4 protein-coding genes are annotated in these 3,435 nt (G+C 64.2%); 3 read left to right on the forward strand and 1 reads right to left on the reverse strand.

Translation table 11 applies throughout. From position 1 onward, the window contains the following. The 3 genes from ilvD to KDH09_06120 form a co-directional block, all read left to right on the forward strand. A partial coding sequence (ilvD, locus tag KDH09_06110; GenBank protein ID MCB0219252.1) for a dihydroxy-acid dehydratase occupies positions 1–1,570 on the forward strand: 1,570 nt, incomplete at its 5' end. 96 nt (positions 1,571–1,666) lie between these two features. Beyond that, the gene (locus KDH09_06115; protein ID MCB0219253.1) at positions 1,667–2,872 is read left to right on the forward strand and encodes an acyl-CoA dehydrogenase; all 1,206 of its coding nucleotides are present in this window, start codon (positions 1,667–1,669) and stop codon (positions 2,870–2,872) included. 100 nt (positions 2,873–2,972) lie between these two features. Further along, entirely contained in the window at positions 2,973–3,257 is a 285-nt protein-coding gene (locus KDH09_06120) for a DUF427 domain-containing protein (protein MCB0219254.1), read from the forward strand. Here KDH09_06120 and KDH09_06125 read toward each other — a convergent pair. Beyond that, on the reverse strand, positions 3,254–3,435 hold a 182-nt coding region (locus KDH09_06125), incomplete at its 5' end, for a hypothetical protein (protein ID MCB0219255.1). The genes KDH09_06120 and KDH09_06125 overlap by 4 nt on opposite strands.

Raw genomic sequence — 3,435 nt, forward strand, 5'->3', positions numbered from 1 at the left:
CGGCGTTGCAAGCACCTGGAATGAAGTAACTCCCTGCAACATTACGCTCGATCGCCAGGCCCAGGCCGTCAAGACCGGCGTTCACGAGGCCGGCGGCACGCCGCGTGAATTCGTGACCATCGCCGTCTCCGACGGAATCGCCATGGGCCACGAAGGCATGAAGGCCTCGCTCATCTCGCGCGAGGTGATCGCCGACTCGGTGGAAATCACCATGCACGCCCAGCGCTACGACGCGCTGGTCGGTCTTGCGGGCTGCGACAAGAGCCTGCCGGGCCTGATGATGGCCATGGCGCGTCTGAACCTGCCGGCGGTGTTCCTCTACGGCGGCACCATTCTTCCGGGCAAGTTCCAGGGTCACGACGTCACCATCCAGGACGTCTACCAGGCCGTCGGAACCCATGCGAAGGGCCAGATGAGCGACGAGGAACTCTACGATCTCGAATGCCATGCCTGTCCCTCGGCCGGCTCATGTGGCGGGCAGTTTACCGCCAACACCATGGCCTGCGTGGCCGAGGCCATCGGCATCGCGCTGCCGGGAAGCTCGGGCGCGCCGGCGGTCTACGAGACCCGCGATCACTACGCCACCGAGTGCGGCAAGGCCGTGATGAATCTGATCGACAAGGACATCCGCCCGCGGCAGATCTTCACCTTCGAAGCCTTCGAGAACGCCGCCGCCATTGCCGCCGCCACCGGTGGCAGCACCAACGTGTGCCTGCACCTGCCGGCCCTGGCCTACGAGTGCGGAATCAAGTTCACGATCGACGACATTCAGCGAGTGAGCCTCAAGACGCCGACTATCGCCGATCTAAAGCCCGGCGGTCGCTACACCGCCTTCGATCTCTATGAGGCCGGCGGCGTGCCCGTGGTGATGAAGCTGCTGCTCGACGCGGGGCTGCTCCACGGCGACTGCCTGACGGTCACCGGCAAGACGATCGCGGAGAACGTCAAGGACTTTCACCTGCCCAAGGAAGATCAGGACGTGATTGTGCCGGTGAGCAAGGCGATCAGTCCCACGGGCGGCTACCGCATTCTGCGCGGCAACCTGGCGCCCGAGGGCTGCGTCATCAAGGTGACCGGCGTGAAGAAGACCAAGCACAGCGGTCCGGCCAAGGTCTATGACTGCGAAGAAGACTGCTTCGCCGCCGTCGAGCGCGAGGAAATCAAGGCCGGCGACTGCGTGGTGATTCGCTACGAAGGCCCGCGCGGGGGCCCCGGCATGCGCGAGATGCTGGCCGTGACCGCGGCGCTTGTGGGACAGGGCATCGGCTACGACGTGTGCCTGATGACCGACGGGCGTTTCTCGGGCGCGACGACGGGTCTGGCGCTCGGTCACGTGGGGCCAGAGGCCCAGGTGGGCGGCCCCATTGCCCTGGTCAAAAACGGCGACATCATCGAGGTCGATGCCGAGGCCGGCACCATTGAGCTCAAAGTCTCCGACGAGGAGCTTGAGAAGCGTCGCAAGGACTGGAAGGCGCCGCCGCCCAAGTATCCCACGGGCGCGCTGGCCAAGTATGCGTGCCTCGCGGCCTCGGCCGCCGAGGGCGCGATCACCAAGCCGCGCTGGGACTGATTTTTCAAAGCCCGCCGGAGCAAGTCCGGCGGGCTTTGTTTTGAGCAGAATCTGACGCTTTCATCATTTTGAAAGTTCGAAAACGAGGGGGATTGCATGGATTTCGATTTTTCCGACAAGGTCAAAGACATCCAGAGACGGCTGGTCGACTTCATGGAGCAGCACGTCTATCCGAACGAGAAAACCTACGAAGAGCAGCTCAATGAGGCGCCCACCCGGTGGACCATTCCGCCGATCATGGAGCAGCTCAAGGAGAAGGCCCGCAGCGAGGGACTCTGGAATCTTTTCCTTCCCGAGAGCGAGTTCGGTGCGGGCCTGACCAACGTCGAATACGCCTCGCTCTGCGAGATCATGGGCCGCTCGGGCATTGCGCCCGAGGTCTTCAACTGCGGCGCGCCCGATACAGGCAACATGGAAGTGCTCGTGCGCTACGGCACCGATGAGCACCGCGAGCAGTGGCTCAAGCCGCTTCTTGCCGGGGAGATCCGCTCGGCCTTCCTGATGACCGAGCCGGCAGTGGCGTCCTCGGATGCGACGAACATCCAGTGCGAGATCAAGCGCGATGGCGACGACTATGTCATCAACGGCCGCAAGTGGTGGAGCAGCGGCGCCGGTGACCCGCGCTGCAAGATCGCGATCGTGATGGGCAAGACCGATCCCAATGCCGCCAAGCACTCCCAGCAGTCCATGATCCTGGTGCCCTTCGATGCGCCCGGCGTGAAGATCGAACGCATGCTCCACGTCTTCGGCTACGACGACGCGCCCCACGGCCATGCCGAGATCGAACTCAAGGACGTGCGGGTTCCGGCCAGCAATATCCTGCTTGGCGAGGGTCGCGGCTTCGAGATCGCCCAGGGGCGCCTGGGGCCGGGCCGCATCCATCACTGCATGCGCTGCATCGGCGCGGCCGAGCGTGCCCTCGAACTGATGTGCAAGCGCGCCAACGAGCGCGTCGCCTTCGGCGGGCCCATTGCGGGAATGGGTGTGACCAAGCACCACGTGGCCGAATGCCGCATCAAGATCGACATGGCCCGCCTGCTTACGCTCAATGCCGCCTACATGATGGACACCGTGGGCAACAAGGCCGCGCGCAAGGAAATCGCGATGATCAAGGTCGTCGCACCGAACGTCGCGCTCGACGTGCTCGACCGCGCCATCCAGACCCACGGCGGCGCGGGCGTGTGCCAGGACTTCCCCCTGGCGCGCACGTGGGCGAACCTTCGCACCCTGCGCCTGGCAGACGGTCCCGACGAGGTCCATCGCGATCAGATCGGGCGTCTTGAACTGCGCAAGTGGGGCTGAGCGCCTCCGAATGATCCGTAAGAGAGCGGGCCAGCCGGCCCGCTCTTTTTCTTTGCGCGCGGCGTGTCCGTGCTAGCCTGAACAGAGTGCGAGGTGCAGCATGCCCAAGGCAATCTGGAACGGACAGGTCCTGGCCAGCTCGGACAAGACGATCGTGGTTGAGGACAACCATTACTTCCCGCCCGATTCGGTCCACATGAAATACTTCAAGCCCAGTGAGACTCACACCACCTGCGGGTGGAAGGGCACGGCTAGCTACTACACGGTTGAAGTCGATGGCGAACAGAACATCGACGCCGCCTGGTACTATCCCGATCCGATGGAGAAGGCCCTGCACATCAGGGACTACGTTGCCTTCTGGCGCGGCGTGAGCGTTGAGCCCTAGGAATTCTCGGCAAGGCGGGGAGCGGAGAGCAGGGGATCTCCACTTCCCGCAAGCTGCGCGGCGGGATCACCCCACAGCGGAATTTCAAACGAGAACACCGCGCCGCGCTTGCTGCGGTTGGCCGCGTGGATGGTGCCGTGGTGGGCCTCGATGATGCCGCGGGCGATGCTCAGGCCAA

It is taken from the genome of Chrysiogenia bacterium (assembly GCA_020434085.1).
Classification (GTDB): Bacteria; JAGRBM01; JAGRBM01; order JAGRBM01; family JAGRBM01; genus JAGRBM01.